The sequence below is a fragment of the cf. Phormidesmis sp. LEGE 11477 genome (assembly GCF_015207105.1).
GTDB lineage: Bacteria > Cyanobacteriota > Cyanobacteriia > Phormidesmidales > Phormidesmidaceae > Phormidesmis.
In genome coordinates, this window is sequence record NZ_JADEXO010000233.1 from 1 (window position 1) to 2534 (window position 2534).

At 54.1% G+C, this 2534-nt stretch carries 3 protein-coding genes; 1 reads left to right on the plus strand and 2 read right to left on the minus strand.

Going from position 1 to position 2534, the window contains the following annotated elements:
- Both IQ256_RS28855 and IQ256_RS28860 read right to left on the minus strand, forming a co-directional pair.
- On the minus strand, positions 1–1030 hold a 1030-nt coding region (locus IQ256_RS28855), incomplete at its 3' end, for a glycosyltransferase family A protein (RefSeq protein ID WP_193859123.1).
- A gap of 9 nt (positions 1031–1039) precedes the next feature.
- Positions 1040–1735 carry an FkbM family methyltransferase gene (locus IQ256_RS28860; protein WP_193859124.1) on the minus strand — a complete coding sequence of 232 codons (696 nt, stop codon included), beginning with the start codon at positions 1733–1735 and terminating at the stop codon, positions 1040–1042.
- A 90-nt stretch (positions 1736–1825) separates the two neighbouring features.
- Between IQ256_RS28860 and IQ256_RS28865 the strand changes: the two genes are divergently transcribed.
- Positions 1826–2209 carry a hypothetical protein gene (locus IQ256_RS28865; RefSeq protein WP_193859125.1) on the plus strand — a complete coding sequence of 128 codons (384 nt, stop codon included), beginning with the start codon at positions 1826–1828 and terminating at the stop codon, positions 2207–2209.
- Positions 2210–2534 lie beyond the last annotated feature (325 nt).

Genomic DNA, 2534 nt, shown 5'->3' on the forward strand with positions numbered 1-2534 from the left:
GCCGCACCCAACACTGCAATCGGTACGCCACCAGATCCATCACACCGGCCTGCTTGATAAGAATCCGAAGAGCGGGATACCAGATCGAGTTCAGCAACCGCTCGATATCATCGGTTGCACGCAGTTCGACCAGCAGACGTCCACCGGCGATATCGCTTCGCATCTGCTGGACATGCTGAGGGTGGCTACCGCTATAACGCTCCAACCAGCTTGGATAGCTGTAGATATTGTGAACCCGAAAAGGTCGGCGCAGTTCGCCAAACACCTGTTGCGCCCATTCAAGGGCCCCTACGCGCCGTGCCCAATCTGCATTCTGATAGTAGTCACACTTCTCCTCTACCTGCTTCGGCAACAATAGGGAATAGTGATAGAGATAAACATCGCGAGCGGCCATTGCGTCATCGTTCACCCAGCATAACCGCCTCAAGTCGCGCGTTCGGTCATCATGGACCGTCGGAGGACGATGAGAAACGTATTCGAAACCGGGCGCCCATTTGAACAGGCGATGATAGGTAGCCGCCCCGCGGCGCAGGTACCAACCATCTGCGATATAATCGAAGCCACCCCAGAACGTTATCTGCCTAAAGCTGACGGCTGTAATCTCCGGCTCGCGGTGCAACATGGCGATGACGACCTCAATGTCTTCTGATCTGTAAAACTCATCGACATCGACCTGCCAGAGATAATTGCCAGAAGCTCGCCTCGCATAGACCTGACTCTGTTCATCCTTCTCGCCCGGCCAAAATCCGTCCACATAGCCTTCGTCTTCGGCGGTGACAATGGTCAGCTTTCCGTCAGGGTCTTCCTCCTCTTTGAAGCGCCGCAATGCGGCCAGGGTTCCATCGCGCGAGTGCCCTTGCGGGTCAGCTATATTGCAGGCACCTGGCGCCGCACCTTCAACCACAATAATCTCATGCGCATAGGGATAGAGCCCGCGCAGATTATAACGCAGGAATGGTTCGCCATTCAGGACGATCATGCCGAAGGTGATTCGGATATCCGGCGGCAGCGATAAGCTGGTAGTACTCACCGCATCGCCTTAACCTGCACTCGCCGACAGAGCCTTTGCATGTACAAAGGTGAAATTCCATCCATCAATATTGATTAGCGTATAACCAGCTTTGCGAATCCGCCTCACCGTCGAGGTGATTTTCAACAGGGGTGCCGGTTGATCGATTTCCATGCACAAGAGCGTCGGGAAAACACCCTGCGCAAACATGGACCGCACCACCTCGTGCTCGGCACCCTCGATATCGATTTTCAGAAGATCGATTTCATCGTGCCCGAGTTCACTCATCAGAGACGATACGGTTCGACAAGGTGCTTCGAAATAGGTGTTTGTTTCCTGCAGGTTAACAATAGAGTGAGAAACGTGCGCCGGGTCCCGCGGCGCGTAGAAGCGCAGCACAGTATCCTCCGACCACAGCCCCACGGGCAGGAACCGGAAATTGCTGAATCCCTCGGCATGCTGCTCGACGTGGGCCGCGGCCCTTGGCGTCGGATCAAACGCGAACACCCGGCAACCAAAACGCTCAATTATTTCACGATCGAAGGTAATGTCCTCACCGACGCCACCGGCATAGCAGGTCCAGCCAGGCTGAATAAGATCGACTGGCAGAACCCAACCGCCATAGTCGCTGCCGACCTTCTCAAGCGGCGCCCCAGCATAACGTTCGACTTGCCTACGATAGAGGTATCGTATCAGCAGCCTCAAGAGATCAGCAAACGGCGTCACAGGTTGACATATTTAGAAGTGATATGAGGCGAGGTAGACTCGGAAAAAGGTTTTCGCCTAAGCGCACCGCCAAAAGCAAAAAACTCAGTCATGGCAACATCGAGAGCGCAGAACCCGAATAGCAGTACGAAGAAAGGAAGCATCAACACCGACCACCCGACTGTGAGACCAAACCATAACGACATAAAGATGACGATTGTCGAAGCAACAAGAAAGTCCGCAAAGGATAGAGCGACGGCGGCTGTAGGGATGGTCTCTCTACGAACCGCCATTTTCTTCCGCAGCGGGCCATTCATCATGATGCATGTGCCGGATCGGGCGACCGCTCCCGAAAAGAAAATCCAGGGTACACGCCACCGCTGCAAACATCGCATAAGGCTGCCCGTCACTCGGAATGCCGAGAAACGAGCGGATGGCAACAAAGTAGGAGAAGGTAGATTACCGAATAGAGAATGGCCTACAGCGGCCCTATGAGGGAGCGACGGTATTGCGCCTTGAAATCACGCTTAACGAGCGCAGATAGAAGGTGCAGGTTGAGGGGATCATGTACAGTACGTCTCAATATTGTCGCTTTAAACTGTTTTACATGCATTCTTGAGAAAAGGCACGCTACCGCCGTTCGGGTGAAATGCGCCTCAACCCGTTCCGTACTCGGCTTTATGTCCTCGTTCCCGGTTCCGGCGACAACGAACAAACATCAACGTGCCGCACTTCGTTTCGGACACGGCAACAAAACTCTGGGTAAGCGCACAAGCACGCTAAAAACTGATACTTTAAGCTCCAACACGCTGTGCCCCAG

Coding starts and splice junctions, on each gene's coding strand:
- IQ256_RS28865 (WP_193859125.1), top strand. CDS start 1,826: ATGGCAACATCGAGAGCGCAGAACCCGAATAGCAGTACGAAGAAAGGA.